The 19,551-nt window shown below is 32.2% G+C and carries 16 protein-coding genes; 1 reads left to right on the forward strand and 15 read right to left on the reverse strand.

Annotated elements, in window-relative coordinates; all coding sequences use genetic code 11:
• Positions 1–17 precede the first annotated feature (17 nt).
• The 3 genes from Q0783_RS04505 to Q0783_RS04515 form a co-directional block, all read right to left on the reverse strand.
• Positions 18–1,619 (reverse strand): LysM peptidoglycan-binding domain-containing protein, encoded by a 1,602-nt coding sequence (locus tag Q0783_RS04505; protein WP_298893603.1) that lies wholly within the window; start codon positions 1,617–1,619, stop codon positions 18–20.
• A 136-nt stretch (positions 1,620–1,755) separates the two neighbouring features.
• Positions 1,756–2,943: a phosphoglycerate kinase gene (locus tag Q0783_RS04510; protein WP_298893604.1), complete on the reverse strand. Its 1,188-nt coding sequence runs from the start codon at positions 2,941–2,943 to the stop codon at positions 1,756–1,758.
• A 14-nt stretch (positions 2,944–2,957) separates the two neighbouring features.
• Positions 2,958–4,028: a DUF2652 domain-containing protein gene (locus Q0783_RS04515; RefSeq protein ID WP_298893606.1), complete on the reverse strand. Its 1,071-nt coding sequence runs from the start codon at positions 4,026–4,028 to the stop codon at positions 2,958–2,960.
• A gap of 193 nt (positions 4,029–4,221) precedes the next feature.
• Here Q0783_RS04515 and Q0783_RS04520 point away from each other — a divergent pair, with 193 nt between their 5' ends.
• Positions 4,222–5,373, forward strand: coding sequence for a DNA polymerase III subunit delta' (locus Q0783_RS04520; RefSeq protein ID WP_298893608.1), 1,152 nt, complete (start codon positions 4,222–4,224; stop codon positions 5,371–5,373).
• Here Q0783_RS04520 and Q0783_RS04525 read toward each other — a convergent pair.
• The 12 genes from Q0783_RS04525 to mnmG form a co-directional block, all read right to left on the reverse strand.
• Positions 5,366–6,037, reverse strand: coding sequence for a hypothetical protein (locus tag Q0783_RS04525; RefSeq protein ID WP_298893610.1), 672 nt, complete (start codon positions 6,035–6,037; stop codon positions 5,366–5,368). The genes Q0783_RS04520 and Q0783_RS04525 overlap by 8 nt on opposite strands.
• A 20-nt stretch (positions 6,038–6,057) precedes the next feature.
• Positions 6,058–7,146 (reverse strand): hypothetical protein, encoded by a 1,089-nt coding sequence (locus tag Q0783_RS04530; protein WP_298893612.1) that lies wholly within the window; start codon positions 7,144–7,146, stop codon positions 6,058–6,060.
• Positions 7,124–7,669: a hypothetical protein gene (locus tag Q0783_RS04535; protein ID WP_298893617.1), complete on the reverse strand. Its 546-nt coding sequence runs from the start codon at positions 7,667–7,669 to the stop codon at positions 7,124–7,126. Before Q0783_RS04535 ends, Q0783_RS04530 begins: the two co-directional genes overlap by 23 nt.
• 2 nt (positions 7,670–7,671) lie before the next feature.
• Entirely contained in the window at positions 7,672–8,205 is a 534-nt protein-coding gene (locus tag Q0783_RS04540; RefSeq protein ID WP_298893619.1) for a sigma-70 family RNA polymerase sigma factor, read from the reverse strand.
• 102 nt (positions 8,206–8,307) lie between these two features.
• A complete protein-coding gene (locus tag Q0783_RS04545; protein WP_298893621.1) occupies positions 8,308–9,153 on the reverse strand; it encodes a DUF4249 domain-containing protein in 846 nt (281 codons plus the stop codon).
• Between the two features lie 4 nt (positions 9,154–9,157).
• Positions 9,158–11,533 (reverse strand): TonB-dependent receptor, encoded by a 2,376-nt coding sequence (locus Q0783_RS04550; protein WP_298893623.1) that lies wholly within the window; start codon positions 11,531–11,533, stop codon positions 9,158–9,160.
• 213 nt (positions 11,534–11,746) lie between these two features.
• Complete coding sequence (locus Q0783_RS04555; RefSeq protein WP_298893625.1) at positions 11,747–14,113, reverse strand: TonB-dependent receptor plug domain-containing protein; 2,367 nt, start codon at positions 14,111–14,113, stop codon at positions 11,747–11,749.
• A complete protein-coding gene (locus tag Q0783_RS04560; protein WP_298893627.1) occupies positions 14,110–15,021 on the reverse strand; it encodes a FecR family protein in 912 nt (303 codons plus the stop codon). Before Q0783_RS04560 ends, Q0783_RS04555 begins: the two co-directional genes overlap by 4 nt.
• Before the next feature lie 52 nt (positions 15,022–15,073).
• On the reverse strand, positions 15,074–15,589 hold the full coding sequence (locus Q0783_RS04565; RefSeq protein ID WP_298755480.1) for an RNA polymerase sigma factor: 516 nt from the start codon (positions 15,587–15,589) through the stop codon (positions 15,074–15,076).
• Between the two features lie 384 nt (positions 15,590–15,973).
• Positions 15,974–16,492, reverse strand: a complete 519-nt coding sequence (locus tag Q0783_RS04570) for an OmpH family outer membrane protein (RefSeq protein ID WP_298893629.1) — start codon at positions 16,490–16,492, stop codon at positions 15,974–15,976.
• A gap of 218 nt (positions 16,493–16,710) precedes the next feature.
• Positions 16,711–17,571: a class I SAM-dependent methyltransferase gene (locus Q0783_RS04575; protein ID WP_298893631.1), complete on the reverse strand. Its 861-nt coding sequence runs from the start codon at positions 17,569–17,571 to the stop codon at positions 16,711–16,713.
• A gap of 57 nt (positions 17,572–17,628) precedes the next feature.
• A complete protein-coding gene (mnmG, locus tag Q0783_RS04580; RefSeq protein WP_298893633.1) occupies positions 17,629–19,500 on the reverse strand; it encodes a tRNA uridine-5-carboxymethylaminomethyl(34) synthesis enzyme MnmG in 1,872 nt (623 codons plus the stop codon).
• Positions 19,501–19,551 lie beyond the last annotated feature (51 nt).

Raw genomic sequence — 19,551 nt, forward strand, 5'->3', positions numbered from 1 at the left:
TTTAAAGTTTATTACGCTTACTTGGATACTACAAGCGTCATTCCTATTTTTAATTTGTTACTGCTAATATCGTTCCAATCTTTAATATTTTGAACAGAAACTCCTGGAAATTTTTGAGAAATACTCCAAAGCGAATCTCCTTTTTGCACTCTGTAAGTAGATTTGCCTTCAGAATTTATTACTTTTTTTGGCTTACTTGACGAGACCTTATTGCCAGAAGACGTAGATGGTTTTCTAGGATAAATAGTTAGTCGTTGACCTATTCTTAAATTATTACTTCTGAGACCGTTCCATCTTTTAATTTGGCTAACTCTAACACCATATTTCCTCGCAATTTTTCCAAGATAATCTCCAGATCTAACACGATACCTAATTTTGCTGTTTGAATCAAAAAATTGGGGTAACGGCTTTTCTCTTTTACTTAACTCTTCTTCTACAAAAGCATAGATCTGCTTTTCATTAGTAACGAACTTACCTACTGCTTCTCTTGGTAATCTCAACGTATAGTTCTCTCCTTTTATATACGGAATAATATCAAGCTTGTATGACGGATTCAAAAACTGTAATTGCTCCATTGGAACATCAACCAACTCTGAAACCTGATCGAGTGTTATCATTTTTTTGACATGAATCGTGTCTGTTTCGACATAGTGGTATTTGGGTCTTTCAACCTTAAAACCATGCTCTTCGGCAAACTCAAAAATGTACATGGTGGCCAAAAATGCTGGAAGATAACCAGCTGTTTCGCGTGGAAGGTGTGGTCTTATATTCCAATAATTTTCATACCCTCCAGAACGACGAATGGCTTTAGTAACATTTCCTGGTCCCGAATTATAAGCAGCCAAAGCTAAATCCCAGTCACCAAAGATTTTGTACAGTCGAGCAAGGTATTTACTAGCTGCTTCTGTAGATTTTATTGGATCGCTTCGTTCATCAACATAACTACTTACATTAAGACCATATTCTTTACCTGTTCCAAACATAAATTGCCACAATCCTGTAGCACCAACTCTAGATCTTGCTCTAGGCTTTAAAGCAGACTCTACAATGGCCAAGTATTTTACTTCTAAAGGAATGTCATAATTGTCTAAAGACTCTTCAAATAATGGAAAATAGTAGTGGCTTAACGACATCAATCGAGACATTGAGTTACGACGATGTTTCAAATACGATTTTATAACACTTTCTAAAGACGGATTGTATTCAATATTGAAAGGTGTTCTTGCATTGAGTCGCTTTAACCTTGCTTTTAAAGTGTCGGTAGTTAGTTCTGGATAATCTACAGGGTCGTATTTTAATTCTGAAACAGATTTGTATATGGTATCAAATAAGTTATTGCTATATAGTTCTTCAAGCCATTTCTCATCAATCTCTGCGGCAAGCTTCTGGTCTTCCAGCTTTCTAACAGCGACAGAGTCTGCTACTGGTTTTATACCAAGATGTTTTCTAAAGTAGGTTTTACCATCAATAATGGTATCGACGACGTAGGTTTCGCCTTCTATAAATTCAGATTCTGTTAGCCTTTTAACTTTGGTTGTCTTTGGAATTGAGTCTTGACTAAATCCAAAAAAACAGCATAACAAAATACCAAACGTTAGGGATATTAGTTTTGGTTTCATGGGTTAACTATTTATCTATCTAAAACGATAGGTCAGCTAAAATCGTATTTTTTTGGTTAAAATGAAAGTTTAATTAGACAATTTAACGCGTCTTGTAGGATTCTTCTGAGGTAGTGAAATTGCTACATACAACCATTTATTCTAAAATAGCAGCAATACCCGGAAGTGTTTTCCCTTCAAGACTTTCTAACATTGCACCTCCTCCTGTACTTACATAACTCACCTTGTCTTCAAAACCAAATTGTTTTACGGCAGCAACGGAGTCTCCTCCTCCAACAAGTGAAAATGCACCATTTTTTGTAGCCTCTGCTATAGAGTCTCCAAGAGCAATCGTTCCTTTAGCAAAATTCTCCATTTCAAAAACACCTAAGGGTCCATTCCATAAAATGGTTTTACATTGCATAACCACATCATGAAATAGTGTTTTAGATTTTGGTCCAGCATCTAAACCTTGCCATCCATTAGGTATTTCAGTAACGTCCAAAATTTGAGTATCGGCATCGTTGCTAAATGCGTTTGCTGCTAAAACATCTACAGGTAAGTGAATTTGAACATTTTTCTCTTTGGCTTGTTTCATAATCTCTATTGCCAAATCCATTTTATCATCTTCACAAATAGAATCACCAATAGTCCCACCTTGTGCTTTTATAAAGGTGAAGGTCATTCCGCCACCAATAATTAGGTGGTCTACCTTATCAAGTATGTTTTCAATAATTGTGATTTTAGATGACACTTTAGCGCCACCAAGCACAGCGAGTACAGGTTTCTCTCCTGTTTTCATTACCTTTTCAATGCTTTCAATTTCTTGAGCAAGTAAATGACCAAAGCATTTTGTGTCTGGAAAGAATTGTGCAACAATCGTCGTTGAAGCATGTGCTCTATGCGCTGTGCCAAATGCATCATTAATATAAATATCTCCTAGCTTTGATAAGGATTTAGCGAAGTTTTGATCTCCTAGTTTTTCTTCTTCGTGAAAACGGAGGTTTTCTAATAATAATATTTCTCCTGGTTTTAAATTATCTGATGCTTCTTGAGCAATAGGGCCAACACAATTTTCAGCAAACTTTATAGACACGCCTAAAATATCTTCTACCTTACTCAAAATATGTCTTAATGAAAACTCCTCTTGAACGCCTTTAGGTCGTCCTAAATGTGACATTAAAATGCAACTTCCTCCATCTTCCAAAACCTTTATAATAGTAGGTTTAGCAGATATAATTCTTGTAGCATCTGTGACTTGAAAATCATCATCTAAAGGCACATTAAAGTCTACTCGTATTAATGCCTTTTTATCTTCAAAATTAAAATCGTTTAACGTTTTCACTTGTTTAAGATGTTTTAGTTGTTAGTTTGCTCTGTTGTAAATCCAGAATCGATTAGCAAAATAAGTTCTTTAATATTTTCTGAAATAATTTTTTGGAAGTTTTTTTTCATGAATGGCTTCATTATTATTCCAAAAGGTTTAAAATCTACAAAAACCTCAATATTTAGCTTAGTAAATCCTTTTTCTAATTCTTCCAACACGTAATAAACATGTACACGTTTTGTAAATGGAATTTCTTGAGTGGATTCTCCATATACTAATTGATTGGGTTCAACCTCTTTTTTTACTGTAGTTTGTTCTACGCGTTTTTTATTAATTAAACATTGGTGCTTAAGCCCAGACCTATTGACCTTGTTCTTTTCGTATTCTAATTTGTCTACGCCTTTAACCCATAACAGTCTATAATCGAAATTACTGATAACCTCATAAAGCTCTAGAATGGGTATTTGAATTATTTCAGTACTATCAAATAATTTATGCTTTGGGATGTCATCAGGAATTGGTTTTATTTCTGGTAATTGATCCTTTAGATGCGCTAATGGTTCATAAGCAAAGTTAATGCTTCCAAAATCATAAATTCCAGTTAAGGTATTTGGAGACGTCTTATAGCTACTCGGTATTAAAGATTCTGTAAACATCGCATATTCTTCTAATGGCACTTCATTTTTAAGTAATCTATGTACCTTAATCACATTGCTACCATACGGTTTTTTACTGTCTTTAATTTTAATAAACTCAATCTCCCCATAATGCACGATAAATTTAAGTGTTAAATTATATGCAGAAGAACAGGCTCCACAATTACAAATACGCTGGTAGTCATAGCGTTTTAAATGCGAATGAAATGCTAAATACATTTGCTCGATTTGCTTATTCACATCATTTAAATTCACCTCATCTTCAAGTTTATATAAAAACAAAGCGTCTCCTTCAATTTCTGCCAATTTTAGATCCATACTAATGCTATCGATCAACAGCTCAAGAAGCTCAGAAATGATATGACGACTGTGGTAAATATCTGTATTATGAACAAACTCAGTAAATCCAGAGATATCTGGAATAAAAAGAATAGCGTTTTGAGTCATTTTTTAATCTATAAGCGGCTTTTTTTCTATTCATAAAAATAAGCTGATTTATCTTTTTAAGCTTACAATATTATGTTAAAACCAAAAAGAGTCTAGGTCTTATTTTTTTCAATTGTTCTAACGAGTAAAAGAGAACCTTCATAGATATTAATAAACCTATTAAAGATTTAAAAAAAATATGTAGGTTTGCTTCATGTTATTCTCTGAAATTTTAGGCCAAGAACACATAAAAAATCATCTGACCAAAAGTGCCGATTTTGGACGTGTTCCACATGCGCAATTATTTGTTGGTCCAGAAGGTTCTGGAACTTTAGCAATGGCAATAGCTTATGCTCAATATTTATTGTGTAAAAATACTAATGGAGAGAACATTGAAGGTAATGAAGCTTGTAATATAAAGTTTAAAAATTTATCGCATCCAGATTTACATTTTGCTTTTCCAGTAGCAACAAATGATAAAGTAAAAAGCCATCCTGTTTCTAGTCATTTTTTAGAAGAATGGAGGCAATTAATAGACAGGCAGCCTTACGGAAACTTATTTGATTGGTATCGTTTGTTAGGTATCGACAATAAGCAAGGTCAAATTGGTGTTGATGAAGCTCAAGACATCGTTAAAGCGCTGTCTCTAAAATCTTATGAAGGTGGTTACAAAGTGATGTTGATATGGATGGCTGAAAAAATGAATACTTCTGCCGCTAATAAACTTTTGAAGCTTATTGAAGAGCCACCAAATAAAACAATATTCATTTTAATCGCTGAAGATGAAGAGCAAATTATAAACACTATTAGATCACGTTGTCAAGTTTTACATTTTCCGCCTTTAGCTGAAGAAGTTATTAAAGAGGCGTTGATTAAAAACTATCAAATTCCAGAACCCGATGCTATTAAAATAGCTCATCAAGCCAATGGAAACTATAATAAGGCCTGTGATATTGTTTATAGTGATAGTGAAGACACACAGTTTGAAGAATGGTTTGTGTTTTGGATTAGATCTGCATTTAAAGCAAAAGGAAACAAAAGCGCAATTCATGATTTAATTTCTTGGAGTGAGACTATTGCTAAAACTGGACGCGAAACACAAAAACAGTTCTTGAATTTTTGTCTTGATTTTTTTAGACAGGCGTTATTGCTAAATTACAATGCTGATGAATTGGTTTTTATGGAACCTAAAACAGGATTTAAATTAGAAAAGTTTGCGCCTTTTGTTCATGGTAATAACATCATGGATATTTCAAATGAACTTCAGGATGCGATCTATCATATTGAGCGTAATGGAAATTCTAAAATTATCCTTACCGATTTATCAATTAAATTGACAAGGTTGCTTCACAAAAAGCCTAATTAAAGTTGTCTTTGATTTTTTTCTTTCTCCCCATATTAAATATCCCAATTTTAAGTCCGACAACTACAGAAAATCCATTAAGATTATCTTTGCCTTTAAAAGGGGATAAATTATAATTACTTGTAAACCGGTATCTAAATCCTGTTTCCAATTGAGTATACCGACTGAAATTGTATAATATATTTACACCTGGTTCAACAATAAAAAAATCATCAAAATCTTCTTCTTCGAGCTCAATATCTTCATTTTCTAAGGTTTCAATTCCTCTATAAGTCACTATTCCTCCACCTATTAACATTGGAAAAGAGATACTAATAAAGCGGTCACCGAACAAAATGGGTTCAATATGAAAACCTCCATAACCACCTATTAAAAGCACCTTGTCTCCATCAAATAAATTGGGTTGTGTATTGGGTCTATCATTGTAAAATCCAGTAAATGCAAATCCAATTTCTAATTTACGGTTTGCAACATAAGCTAGCTTGAGTGTGCCTAAAAAAGTGTCTTGATTATCCATTCTTCCATAGTGCCCTCCAAAACCCAAGTAAACACCATGAACAACATTCTTTCTGTCATCAAATTCTATATACTCTTCTTGGTCATTAGTTTGTGCAAACATAATATTGCTGATGACAAAAACAGCGGTAGTTAAGATTAATTTATTCATTAGTATATGTTGATTATTTGTTATAATTCTTTTAATATGATAATGCCTTTTAAGCCTGTAAATACAAAAGTTCCTTTTTGTCCATCACCATATGTAGCTATTATATTTCTGATTTTATTTTTATTGTCTATCATACTGCTGTTGATGTTTTTCATCGTTTTAGGGATTCTTAAAACACCTTGTTCTAATTGAGCGCTAAAATCAAAATTGGTATTTGTTATGTTGATATATACATCTGAGATTTCTTGATTAATATTTAGACTTGGTGTATGGGTTGCGAGGTTTAAAATTCGAAGTTCTGCCAGGTATAATTCTAAATTTGCTTTAGTTAAGTTATTTATCACAACTGTTGCGTACTTAATTGTCCCAAACCCATTGTTTAAAGTGTTAATTTCAATATTATCCTTGTTAGAATGTAGCTCTAACTGTTCGATTTTGTCTAATTCTATTTCAGATCCTACGCTATTTATTTTCAAATTTTCACTCGTATCAATATTTATTGTCGCATCTTTTGATTCAATTTTTGATTGCACTAGTGTTCTAGCTTTTAATTTTCCGTATTTAATAGATATACTAGAATTAGATATACTCTCTATGGTTCTAATATCACCATGCTCTACATTAGCATCTAGTTTTCCATCCCAGTCGGTAATTATTAAATCACCGTATTTATTATTGATTTCTATAGCAGCAGATTTTGGGAGGTAAATTGTATAATTTATACTCGTGCTTGTTTTGTCATTTTTAAAAGGGTCAATTTTGCTTAAATATTTATTTAAAAACCCTTTTCCTTTTTTTTCAATTTCTGACCGAATAATAACTTGTTTGTTGGTTGCTGTAATATTTGAGGTTATTCTGTTTAAAAGCTCTTTAGCGTCGTCTTGTGTTTTTCTTTGTGTTTCAATAGAAACAGTTATATCAATACTTTCTTTGTCCCATCCATAAATAAAAACATTTCCATATTTGTTTTCTAATGACAAAGTTCCGTTACTAAAAAATTCATGTGTGCTTTTGATTTCTTTAGTAGCTTTATTTTGTCCTACAGCACTAAATGAAAATACTATTATAAAGCATCTTACGAGGTTTTTATAAAATAAGTTCGCCATCATCAATATTAGTTTTAGTAGGATAAGATCGTTCTAGAAGATCTTCCATTAATTGTATTTTCTTTCTGTAATTATTAATTATCGCTTCAATAATTTTTTGATTATTAATTTCTTCTTTAAGTTCTATTTTAAGGCTATTATATTCTTCATCTAAATCATCAACTAAAAGCATAAATTCTTTCTGGTCTTTACTCGTTAGATTTGGGCTATTTTTAATAAGCTGAATTTGATTGTTTACGATTGACTTATAATGGCTGTCAATATCATGTAACTCTTGATTAACAATACTATTTTCATAACTGTTATGATTGAACTCAAGCAGTAAAAATGAACATCCTAATATGATAACAATACTAGCGGCAATTCTAAATGACGTTTTTTTCCAAAACGGAATTACCTTATTTACTTTTTCAGGCAACTGATTTGAAATAATCCCCCAAAGCTTAAGTTTGTCTACTTCATCTACTTTATGGTCTTCAAAGCTGCTTTTATTCTCAATAATAAATTTTTCTAACTCATCCATCATTTTCATTGTATTAATTCAATCAATTTCTTCTTAGCTCTATGGTATTGAGACTTAGATGTTGAAACACTTATTTCTAAAATATCTCCAATTTCATTATGATCATATCCCTCAATCAAATAAAGGTTTATTATGGTTTGATAACCTTTAGGGAGGGTATTGATTGCTTCTTTTATTTTGCTAATATCTAATTGTTCTTCTTTAATCTCTTCAGGCTCTGAAATCCAATAATCTTGTTCTTCCATTGCAACTAAAGAAATCCGTTTTACCTTTAAATAATTAATACTTTTATTAATTACAATACGTTTTAACCAAGCCCCAAAAGTACTTTGGTATTTGAATGTTTCTAGGTTTCTAAATGCATCGGTAAAACTATCTTGAACAACATCTTCAGCATCTTCTTTTATTTTTACTATTCGCATACTAACATTAAACATAGCGTCAACGTAAAGAGAATACAGTTTGTATTGCATTTTACGATCTCCTAACTTACTCCTCTCTATGAGGTCCTTATGTGTTGAAAGTATAGAGTGATTCACTATTTTTAATATATAACATGCAACCTTACAACGCCTTTATACATTAAAAGACAACTAAAGTTATTGAAGGTTGCATGCCTTTAAAAAAAATGTATGTTTTAATTATTCAAATGTATAATTTATAGTATCAAATTCGGCCAATCTAAAATACCCAAAAGCATAGCGATCAGGGTTTGCAGGATTGATACAGTTTCCTTTTATCTCTGCTGGTGTTGAACTAAATGGATCACCAGCACTATCATATTGTTCAATTAATAGTTGAATATAATTATAATGGCCTTCAGAAATACCATATAAACTAATATCTACTACATCACCTGGCGCAAAAGCTTCTTCGTTTCCGTCGTCGTCATTTTCTTTTTCAAAAAACTCATCCATTTGATTTCCATTTGAAAACTCGTCGGATTCGTCCTCTAGGATTGGAAACAAATCACCTTCTTCAATAAACTTTATAAAATAGTAGTTCTCTTCATCTTCTGGATCATTCCAAAAAATTGTAACATCCAAAGCTTCGTCGTCAAATCCGCCATCAAGAGATTGTTCTATGTTAGTTATTTCTGGAACAGATATCATAACTTCATTAGCAATATATGTTTCTCCATTATAGATAACTTCTAACTCATAGGCGTCTCCAATTATTGGAACAAAGTTTGACACTGTGTATTGTCCATTATCTTGATCTATAAAATTAAATACTTGATTAGAGTTTAGATTTGTTACACTAACAGATGCACCAGTAACATTATTGTTAATTGTCGTATTAAAGTAAGGTGTTGATGTGCTTAATTTTATTATTTGATTATTACCTGCCGTTCCTTTCTGCCAATCTAAAGATGCTTCTATAACTAATCGTTCAGGAGCTGTTGGTACATCTACATTAATTACATCCTCACAAGATGTGAGAACAATTAAGATTAAACATAGAAGTGATTTTACTAATGTTTTCATTGTTTTAAAATTTAAAATTATATGTTACTGAAGGAATAAGTCCGAAAATTGCAGTTCTTGTAGCTTCATTTCTACCTGTATCAGAGTTTTGAAGAAATGAGATTGATGCGGCATTTTTGCGATTATAAACATTATATAATCCAAACACCCACTCACCTTTCCATCGTTTATCTGGTTTGTTGTTTGGTCGATAAGTTGCTGAAATATCTAAGCGATGATATGATGGTAACCTACTTTCATTTCTACCAGAATAGCTTGCTATTGATAAACCTTCATATTGGTATTGTCCATTAGGATATGTAACTGGACGACCTGTTTGAAAAGCAAAGTTACCACTAAAGCTCCACTTATCATTTAGTTTATAAATTCCTGTAATAGAAATATCATGTGTTCTATCATATGGCGTATTATACCAATTGCCATTATTTATTCCTGGGCCACCAGCGGCACCTCCCAATGTTCTTTGCTCTGCCTTTGATAATGTATAGGCAAACCATCCTGTAAACTTTCCTTTGTTTTTTCTTAACAGCACTTCTAAACCATAGGCTCTCATTTCTCCATTAAGTATTTCTGTTTCGATTGTATTAGTTCCAATCAAATTAGATCCGTCAACATAATCTATTCTATTTTTGACTGTCTTAAAGTAGGTTTCAACTTCTAACGAATATTTATTATCTCTAAAGTTCTTGTAGTAGCCTACTGCATATTGATTTGATAACTGCGGTTTGATATATTTTCCACTCGGAGCCCAAACATCTAAAGGAGTAACCGCCGATGTATTTGATAGTAAATGTAAATATTGAGCTGCTCTAGTATAACTCATTTTAACTGATGAAACTTCATTTAACTGATATGAGAGTCCAAGTCTTGGCTCAAGATTGTTAAATGTTTTTATGCTCTCGCTTTTTTTGAAAAAGGTTTCTCCTGAAGTTTCACCTTCTTCATATATTCCTAATACATCATTATAAACTACTGGTTGATTATTTTGATAATTAGTTATATTCTGCCCTCCAAGTCTTGAAAATCTACTAAATCTTAACCCATATTGTGCGGTTAATCTATTGGTGATTTTTTGCTCTGCACTTACATAAATTCCGCTTTCAAAAGCGCGCTTTTGTTCAAGTTTTAAATAGTTAATTGGAGAGCTTTCTGACGTTGGTTTTACCTCTCCAGGATTTAAATTGTATAAGATTCCGCTAAACCCAAAGTCTAGTTTTAATTTTTCATTTACATAATATCCAAAATCATATTTTAGGTTGTAATTTTTGATATTAGCTTTCCAATCTAGCTTTATAAAATCAAGAATTATTTGATAGTCGTACTTGCTATAAATTAATGATAAATTAGAAAACAATTTATCGTTAAAAACATGATTCCATCTTAAGTTTCCTGAGGCGTTACCATATCTGTTTTTAACTATTTTAGAAAGGTCAAATACATCTCTACCAAAATATCCCGAAAGGTAAATTCTATTATTCTTATTTAGCTCATAGTTTGTCTTTAGGTTTAAGTCATAAAAAGAAATTTTATCATCTTTTAAATCTTCAAAAGCCGGCAAAAACAGATGTGCATATGATGCTCTTCCTGCAACCAGAAAAGATCCTTTGTCTTTAAAAATAGGCGCCTCAGCCGCCAACCTGCTTGATATAAGTCCAATCCCTCCTGTTAATCCAAATTGTTTACTGTTTCCATCTTTTTGACGAACATCTAAAACAGATGAAACCCGTCCCCCAAACTTTGATGGGATATCTCCTTTATATAGTTTAACATCTTTAATCGCATCTGTATTAAAAACCGAAAAGAATCCAAAGAAATGAGAGGTATTATAAATAATTGCTTCATCCAGTAGTACAAGATTTTGGTCAACTGCACCACCTCTAACGTTAAAACCAGCTGTTCCTTCTCCTCCATTTGTTACTCCTGGCAACATCTGTATTGCCTTAACAACATCTACTTCACCAAGTACAGCTGGTATTTGTTTAATTGTTGAAGCATTAAGTTTAGAAACACTCATTTGAGGCTTCTTAATACTTACTCTTTCGGGCTCTTCTGCAGTTATAATAATTTCATCTAACTCTGTAGATAATTCTTTAACTTCAAAATTTAGGGTCTGGTCTAGGGTTAGTTTTATTTCTTTAGACATTTCTTCATAGCCTAAATAGGATACAACTAAGGTATAGTTTCCTTTTGGGGCTGTAATAGAATAAAAACCGTATTCGTTAGTCATTGATCCATTGGTTGTTCCTTTTAAAAAAACTGAGGCTCCAAATAATGTTTCTCCATTTTTAACATCTTTAATAGTCCCTCTTATCGTAAATTTTTCTTGGGCAAATAAAAATGCATTTAGTAATAGGCAAAAGCCCAAAATAATGTGTTTCATATTAATCTGTTCGTTTTTTGATTGATGATGTAATACTATAGACAACACAAAACTTTAAGGGTTGCATGTAATAAAAAATTAAGTCAAATTAATTTTTATTTTCAGCTCACATAACGAAGAATGTGGCTGTTTTTAAAGTGTAAAAAAGTAATAATAAGAAGTTTTTGTGAATGTTTAGGGCGATAAATAACCTATTAAAATCGAATAAGATTATTAAAACTCTACTCTAAACACAAGGTTTGGTGTTATTCCAAATGAAAAGAAATCAGATTGAATCACTTCATAATCTGGCGTATTACTATCATCTAAAGGGTCACCTAAAAAGAATTGACGAAACAGCACATTTTCTCTATCATATAAATTGATAACAGAAATACCTACTTTACCCTTCCATCTGCCATCTTTTGAAAATTTAAACTTGTATGTAGAGGAAAAATCTAATCTATGGTAGGTTGGCAATCGCTCTTCATTAACATCACCAAAATTGAAAAATATAAATTCTTCATCTGAAGTGATCGATTCAAGCTCTGTGTAAGGTCTACCTGTTCTAATTCTCCACCCTAAAGAAACCTCGAGGTTTTTAAAATTATAAGCATGAGACCAGCTAAAATTATGAGTGATGTCATAATTTCCAGGATACGTCATGTCGTTATTAAATTCAAACGTATCAAAGTTTAACTCTTGAATAGTGATATCATTATTTAAAAAAGAATAGGCAATCCAAGTTCTGTAATTACCAATTTTTTTATTAACTAATACATCTACTCCAAAGGCTTCAGTACTTCCTGTGGTATAGAAAAACGATACATCTCTAAATCCTCTAGTATTAGTTGTAATTCCTTTTATGTTTCTATAATAGGCTTCAACATCAATATTCCATTTGTTTTTCTGAAATTCAAAACCTGCTGAAAACTGTCTGCTTCTTTGAATAGGAATACTATCACCTGAAGCTAAAGTCCATACCTGATTCTCTAGACCGAACCCTAAATTTGAAGATTGAAATTCTATCACCTGACTTACGGCCTGAGTCTTTGCTTCGAAAGCAGCTTTTAGTTTAATGTCATTTGTTAGTTTGGTTTTTAAGGTCAACCTTGGTTCTAGATACATGTTATCGGCAACGGAATAGTTTGTTGCTCTAACGCCAGCAATAGCCTCAAACTTATCACTATTGTATTGGTATTCGGAGTAGAGTGTGTGCGTATTGTTAATTAGTGATAAAGATTCTTCAAAAGGCACAAGATCAAACAGCTCTTGAAAGCTATATAATGAATAACTCACATCATTTGAAGAAAACTGATACCCAGCATTTATAGCGTGTGTTTCGTTAAGCTTAATATTAGTTTCTATAGAAGCGCCTATCTCTTTGATATCATTTCTTTTTTCCCCTTCTTCAAAAAACCCAAAAAACGTTTTCTCACCAGAATAGTCTAATTCAAAATTTGAGAAAAAAGCTTCAGTTTTAAAAGTCACCTTTTCATTTAATGTTCTATTCCATGTTAAACTAGCTCCTCTGTTTTTTATATCTAATCTATCCCTAGACGTCTCAACATCATCTTCAAATCTAAACTCATAATCCAAATCATTATTTGTGTATAATGTGCTAAATGTTAGCTTATCTTTTGGAGAAAGCTCAGCGATAATTTTAGCCGTATAATCTGCAAAATAAAATGTATTGTCGACACTCGAGTTTAGTTCGTTTTCATCAATATATGATCTTATATCTTGAAATACACGATCAGAAAAATTACTAAAAGTTATGGTTTCAAAAACATCAGTAAATGATCGTCTTGCAGACACAACAAGTCCTATTTTATTTGTTACAGGAGCTTTAACATAAAAATCGGCATGGGTTAAATTAGAACCAAAACCTACTTTTAGTTCTTTAGGCACATCTGGTGTAGACGTAATATCAATAACACCAGACAATGCGTTTCCATAACGTGCTCTAGTTCCATTTTTTGTGAGGTTAACCTCATTTGTTACATAGGGATTAAATGCAGATAATATACCAAAGAAATGTCCAGAATAATACATTTTTATGCCATCCCAAAGCACTAAATTTTGATCAGGTGTTGCGCCTCTAATATACAAACCAGCAGCGGTTTCATCTGGACTTTGCAATCCAGGTAAAATTTGAAGGCTTTGTAATACGTCTGGTTCAATTAAACCAGGTAATATGGCTAATTTATCTGGTGAAACAGAAATGGATCCATCACTTTTTTTATTGATTCCTATAGTGGGATACTCTGTAAGAAGTACCTCATCTAACTCTTGAAGATTAGATATGCTAGAGTTATTAGCCCTTATGGTATAATATCGATCTGTGATTTTTTTGAAACTAACCCTAGATTGTTTGGTAATAGCTTCAAGTATGCTATTTAAATCAATTTCATCGTTATTTAAAGTTATAAATTGATTTTTTAAAAGTTTTGTATTGAACGAAAACTTTACGGCATACTTCACCTCAATGTCTTTTAATACATCTTCTAGAGGTGTTTTGTTATAGTTTACAGAGGTTAATTCTTGAGAACATACTGTAAACGAAAGCAATAGTATAATTATTAGAAATTTATATCTCATTCGCTTTTAAAAAGAACAATCTTTTGTTCTTCCTCAAAAGTATATGAAATTTCCATAGCATCAAATAAAGTTTCTAAAGCAGTGTTAATATCGTCATGTGTAAAACTTCCGGTAAAGCGTTGATTTTTATCAATACCCTTAGTTTCAAAAGTTACATTGTATTGGTTTTGAAAAGCAATTAGAACTTGTGTTAATGGCGAATCATTAAAACTACTCTCCCCCAGAATCCATGATGGCTTTTTATTATTAAAGTTCCACTCTTGAATCACACCGTTAACAGACCTAAAGCCTTTGCCTTGGGTTAGTAAGGCTTGTTTTTGTTTGAAATCAGATGCCTTTACTTTTCCTTCTAAACATTGTACTTCAAAAAAGTTAGGTTGAACGGCCACATTAAACTCTGTTCCTAAAACCTCAACCGTACCTTCGTTAGTTGTTACTAAAAATGTACTTCCTTTTTCAACTTCAAAAAAGCCTTCACCTACAAGTTTTAGAGCCCTTTCTTCTTCCCAATTACCCTCATTAAATTCTATACTCGAATTTGCATTTAATCTTACTTTAGAGTTATCTGGTAAGGTTATCGCTAATTGTTCTCCAAAACCTGTTTGATAGCTTGTTGAAGTGTCGGTAAAATAAAAATACCCTAAGGTTACTACTAAAACTGCTGCTGCTGCATACATCCAGTTTTTTATCTGTTTAGCTGCTGCTTTTTTATGAGTTCTTAGCTGTTGTATTTTGACATATTCCTTTTCAATATCATAGTCAGGTACATTTAAATTATTAGTAGCATCTATGATTTTTTTATAATCATCATAGACATTAGAAGACTTGAGCGCTTCTATCTCTTCTTGAGATAATTCGCCTTCAAGCCATTTCCTAATAATTTCTCCATTTGTAATATCGTTCTCCATTTTAAAATTCTTCTTACTTTAGTAAAACCGCTATACTGTGTTTTACCCTACTTTATATATTACTTATTTTTTTTCTCAATGTATCTAGGGCTTGACTCATCCGTTTTTCGACCGCTTTAATCGATATACCTAACAATTCTGAAATTTCTCTGTATTTTTTCTTATCTATTCGACTTAATAAGAAAACAACACGTTGCTTTTCTGGCAAATCTGCAATGGCTTTGTTTAGTTTTAATAGAAACTCTTTTTCTTCTAAAATAAACTCAGGACTCTCGTTAGTTTGCTGCCTCATAATCGTTTTTTGATACTCTAAAACCACTTTTTTGTGAGCAACCTGATTTAAAAATGCATTGTTAGCTAATGTAAACATGTAAGACTTTGCTTTTTTAAGAGCCACTTTTGCACAATTTTTCCATAGCTTAATAAAGGTATCTTGAACAATATCTTCTGCTTGCTGAATATCGCCACACTTATAGTAAATGTAATTCCTAAAGACTTTAGAATGTGTTTTGAAAAATAACTCGTAGGTTTTTTCATCACACATAGATGAGTTCTTAATTGTCGCCATATATCTAAAAAAGAATTGGATCTAAAACTATAAAAAAATACTTAAAAAACGAGGGCTTTACTCTTTAAACAAATTAAATTCCTCAAACCTTTCTAAATAAAATTGAAAAAAAAAGTAGGGTGTTTGTTTTTTAAACTGTTTAATATTAATAACCGCTAGTTTTTTGCTACTGGTTTTTAATAGTCTCAAGTTTGCTAATCATATATAAATCCATTTTTATGGTATCGACAACATAGTCTTTTGGTTAGAATGAAAAAGGAAACACGTATTTAGAGTTGGAAAAATTGTTATGAATTAATTAGTTAGTTATCCTTTTTTAACAAAAAGAGAGGTGATATCACCTCTCTTTTCTTGTTTATAACCCTGAATAACAATAGCTTACGTTTATTGTTTGTTTTTATAATCTGTATTGATAGCTTCTATAATTATCTTAGTAATATCATTCGCTTCTGTGCCATATAAAACACTTCCTGCTTCGTTTCTTCCTAAAATAAAGCTATAACCATTAGTCTTACCATATGCAGAAACAAAGTCTTCAACGCGATTTACTACAGAATCCATTTCTACATTAAATTGGTTGGTTAAGTTTTGTTGTTCTCTTTGCAGTTGTTGCTGAAGTAATTGTTGTTTTTGTCCTAAAGCTTGACCTTGCTCCTGTTGTTTTCTTTCCGAAAGTTTTGTTGCGCCTAGTTGAAAATTCTGAACCTCTAATTGAAATGCTTGTCCAATACTATCTGCTCTCTTCTTGAAGTCTTCATCTTTCAATTTATACTTTGTTTCGATATCTATTTTTTCTTGATACGCGTTAATAACTTCACCATTATCTATAAACGCTATTTTTTGTTGATCTTGACATGATACTAATGCAAGTACAAAAACTAAGACACTAACTATTTTTTTCATTTTTAATTTTATTTAATTTTTTGCAAATGTATGAAAGTGGATGAGTTTTTTGGTAAAAAATAGAACTATAAATAATATTTATAGAATTCTATTTATGCATTTCTAAAAGCTATAAAAAATCAACTCCTAAAACAGCTGTTTTAATTCTATAAACTTCTAAGAAACCCAATTATATGTCTTAAGTGGTAAAAAGCTCTTAAATCGCATAAAAATGTGTTTTAGCTCTTTTTTATCACATATATTAGTGAAGAGTACTCTCCTGTACGTCTTGCTTTACTATTTGAACGCCAACCATTCCAAAACGCATTGATTGGGTTCATAAACCCTTTCTTATATTTTTCAGAAAGTAAGGATACATAATAGGCATCAAATAGCATTGGAACTGTTTTTACAACTTCCATGTTTTTTTGAGCCACTAATCTTGAAATCGCTTTTTGAGAAAAATGCCATAAATGTCTAGGCACATCAAAAGCCGCCCAATAATTTTTATAATATATAGCATCGTAACTTTTAAAATTTGGAACAGCGATAATTAATCGTCCTTCTGGTTTTAATAATCTTTCAAAAATTGCGATATGGTTTTCTAATTGTGGTAAATGTTCAAGGACATGCCAAAGTGAAATCACATCAAAAGTTTCAGGTTCAAACATTGACAAATGCGAGATTTCAAAAACAGTATCTCCTGCTTTTTGATTAGCAATTGCTCTTGCATTTTCATTTGGTTCAATTCCAAAAACATCCCAACCTTTATCTTTTACAACTTTTAAAAAATCGCCTGTCCCACATCCAACATCTAATAAAGTATTTCCTTTTAAATGAAATGAATTAATCAATTTTAGTTTCCGTTTAAGAGCAATTGATTTTACAAAGTGATAGACCTTTTCAAATATATTTCGTTTAGAATCTGTGTGTGAAATATAATCTTCACTATCATAATAACTACCTAATGTATCTTTAGATGGTTGAGGAAATGTTTCAAGCATATCCATTTCAGTATTATAAATCAACTGAAACTCTTCTCCTGAAACAGAATAATCTTTAACATTCAAATAGGCCTTATCTTCAGGTTTAGTTATCACAAAAAAAGATTGGTTTTAAAATGTTCCACGTGAAACATATTATATAAAATCGTGTTTTTATCGACCCAAATATACTAACAACACCGAAACATCTGCAGGAGAAACTCCACTTATTCGCGAAGCCTGAGAAATCGTAACGGGTTGAATTTTTGTTAATTTCTGAATAGCTTCTGTACTCATAGATTTCAATTTTGTATAGTCAAAATTTGTCGGGATTTTCACATCTTCTAACCTATTAAGTTTATCTGCATTGTTCTTTTCTTTTTCTATATATCCAGAATATTTGATTTGTATTTCGGTTTGTTCGATTGCTTCTCTGTCAAGATTATGCTCTTGAATATAATTCTCAACAGCTTCAAAACGACGCATATCTTCAGTAGTTATATTGGGTCTAGAAAACAGTTTAAACATCTTGTCAGATTGTTTTACCAACGATGAATTTTTTGCTTCTAATACAGGATTTGCCTCCTCAGGCTTAACACTAGTTTGTCTAAAAAAGTTGACGAAATTATCAGATTGTGTTTGCTTTTCTTCCATTCTCCTCAATCGGATCTCACTCGCTAAACCAAGTTTATATCCTTTTGGTGTTAGTCTAAAATCAGCATTATCCTGTCGCAATAAAGTTCTGTATTCTGCCCTCGATGTAAACATTCGATAAGGCTCTTCAGTTCCTTTAGTGATTAAATCATCAACCAAAACGCCTATATAAGCTTCGTTCCTTTTTAATATGAATTCATCCTTTTCCTGAACTTTCAACGCAGCATTAATTCCTGCCATCAATCCTTGAGAAGCAGCTTCTTCATATCCAGTTGTTCCATTAATTTGCCCAGCAAAAAACAATCCATCAACTAATTTAGTTTCTAAAGTGTGCTTCAATTGTGTTGGCGGAAAATAATCATATTCTATTGCATAACCCGGTCTAAAAAATTTCACATTTTCAAAACCTACGACAGATTTTAACGCTTTAAACTGAACATCTTCTGGAAGTGATGTAGAGAATCCATTCACATAAACCTCAACAGTATTCCAACCCTCAGGCTCCACAAATAATTGATGTCTATCCTTATCGGCAAAACGATTAATCTTGTCTTCAATAGACGGACAATATCGTGGCCCAGTACTTTGAATTCTTCCATTAAACATTGGCGAACGATCAAACCCTTCGCGAAGTAAATCATGAACTTCAGGGCTTGTATAAGTCATATGACACGAACGCTGTTCTGTTAATGGTTTTATGTTTTCTAAGTACGAGAATTTTTCAGGTTGATCATCTCCTGGTTGCTCGATCATTTTAGAATAATCTAAAGAACGACCATCTACACGAGGAGGTGTGCCTGTTTTCATTCTACCAGAGTCAAATCCGAGATTAATCAATTGTTCCGTAATTCCGGTAGCAGCTCTTTCTCCAGCTCTTCCTCCTCCAAAATTTTTATCACCAATATGAATCAAGCCATTTAAGAAAGTACCATTAGTAAGCACAACTGTTTTTGCTTTAATTTCTAAACCAAGCGATGTTTTTACTCCAACGACTTTGTGGTTTTCTACAATTAAACCAGATACCATTTCCTGATAAAAATCTAAGTTTTGAGTCTGCTCTAAAAGTAATCGCCAGTCTTCAGCAAAACGCATTCTATCACTTTGGACTCTCGGACTCCACATAGCTGGTCCTTTAGATTTATTAAGCATTTTAAATTGAATAGCAGACGTATCACTTACAATCCCGCTATAACCACCAAGCGCATCAATCTCTCTAACGATTTGCCCTTTGGCAATTCCTCCCATAGCTGGGTTACATGACATTTGCGCAATGTTTTGCAAATTCATTGTAATAAGCAGGGTTTTACTTCCCATATTAGCAGCAGCAGCTGCAGCTTCACTTCCTGCATGTCCTGCGCCAACAACTATGACATCATATACTTCGTTGAACATAATCTTCTGTATTGTTCCACGTGGAACATTAATATTCAAAAATTCAGTTTG

The organism is uncultured Psychroserpens sp., from assembly GCF_947500255.1.
GTDB lineage: Bacteria > Bacteroidota > Bacteroidia > Flavobacteriales > Flavobacteriaceae > Psychroserpens.